This is a genomic window from Actinosynnema sp. NPDC023658, from assembly GCF_040639995.1.
Classification (GTDB): Bacteria; Actinomycetota; Actinomycetes; order Mycobacteriales; family Pseudonocardiaceae; genus Actinosynnema.
This window is the reverse complement of record NZ_JBFAAX010001051.1, coordinates 1-1,857: the sequence shown is the minus strand read 5'-3', so window position 1 is coordinate 1,857 and position 1,857 is coordinate 1. Positions and strand designations below refer to the sequence as shown.

General features: G+C 75.1%; 1 pseudogene. It reads left to right on the top strand.

The features are described 5' to 3' along the window. Nucleotides 1-26 precede the first annotated feature (26 nt). Nucleotides 27-1,857, top strand: a pseudogene (locus tag AB0G02_RS37935) (hypothetical protein); the annotation flags it as partial.

Genomic DNA, 1,857 nt, shown 5'->3' with positions numbered 1-1,857 from the left:
CCCGGTACCGCTACCAGGTGGAGGGCATGGCGCCCCTGGCGCTGGTCGGGCGGGAAGCGGAGCTGGCCGCGCTGGCGGCGTTCTGCCTGGACCCCGCCACCGCGGGCAGCTACCTGTGGTGGCGTGCGCCCGCGTGGTCGGGCAAGTCGGCGTTGCTGTCGTGGTTCGTGCTGAACCCCCCGCCCGGGGTGCGGGTCGTGTCGTTCTTCGTGACCGCGAGGTTGGCGAACCAGTCCGACCGGACCGCCTTCGTGGAGAACGTGCTGGAGCAGTTGCTGACGATCTCCGGTGACGACCTGCCCGCGCTGCTGACCCCCTCGACCCGCGAGCCGCACCTGCTGGGGTTGCTGGACGAGGTGGCGCGGCTGTGCCGCGGCCGGGGCGAGAGCCTCGTGCTGGTGGTCGACGGCCTGGACGAGGACCGGGGCGTCACGACCGGCCCGGACGCCCACAGCATCGCGGCCCTGCTGCCGCGACGACCACCGTCGGGGTTGCGCGTGGTGGTGTCCGCGCGCCCGGATCCGCCGGTGCCCGGCGACGTGCCCGACGACCACCCGCTGCGCGCCGAGGGGATCATCCGGGACCTGGCCCCGTCGCCGCACGCGCGGGTGTTGCGCGAAGGCATGGAACGCGACCTCAAGCGCCTGCTGGACGCGGCTCCGGCGGACCAGGACCTGCTCGGCCTGGTCACTGCGGCCGGCGGCGGGTTGACGGTCGGGGATCTGTCGGAACTCAGCGGGCGACCCGAGTGGGACGTCCGCGAGGACCTGCGGACGGTCACCGGGCGCAGTTTCGCCACGCGCGGCGGCCGGACCGCGGACGTGTACCTGCTCGCGCACGAGGAGCTGCACGCGACCGCCTCGCGAATGCTCGGCGCGGAGCGCCTCGCGGGGTACCGCGACCGCCTGCACGCGTGGGCCGACGACTACCGGGAGCGGGGCTGGCCCGCCGAGACCCCCGAGTACCTGCTGCGGGGCTACCACGCCATGCTGATGAGCGTCGGTGACACGGACCGGGTGGTGGCGGTGAGCACCGACCGCCACCGCCAGGAGCGGCTGTCGGTCACCTCGGGCAGCCACACGGCCGGGCACTCCCAGCTGACCGGATCGTTGGCGGTCCTGGCCACCCGCGAACCACCGGACCTCGCCGCGATCGCCGTGCTCGCCCTGCACCGCGACCACCTCGAGGAGCGCAGCCGCAACATCACCATCGACGTCCCGGCCCCTTGGGCGGCTACAGGCGACACGGATCGCGCCGTGGCGCTGGCCCTGTCCGTCGCCCACCCCCACTGGCAGTCTCAGGCGCTGTCCCGGGTCGCGGCGGCCACGGCCCGCGCGGGAGACCCGGAACGCGCACGCGTGCTGCTGGCCCAGGCCGGTGAACGGCTGCACGCCCTCACGTACCCGTTGGAGATGATCTGGGCGCGCGCCGCCATGGCCACGACTGCCCTCGGGCTGGGCGACACCGAGGGCGCGACCGGGCTGCTGGCCGGGATGGTCGAGGTCGCCGACACGGTCGGTCAACGCGACCGCGAGGAAGCGTGGGCGGCCGTGGCCGAGACGGCGGCCGAGGTGGGTGACCTGGACCTGGCCGCACGGGTGGTGCTGGACCTGCCGCGCTCCTACCGCCAGTCCACGGCGGCGGCGAAGGTGGCCGGGCACGCGGCGCGGGCGGGCCGCGCCACCCTGCACGCCGAACTGTGCGACGCCACGCCGAACCTCGTCCACCGGGTGCGAGCGATCACGGCGGGCGCGTCACGGGCGGGCACGCCCGAGGAGGCCGCCGCGATGCTCGACCACGCGGCGGACCTCCTCGGCTACCTCACCGAGCCCGCGGACATCGCGGCCAGGGCGTGCG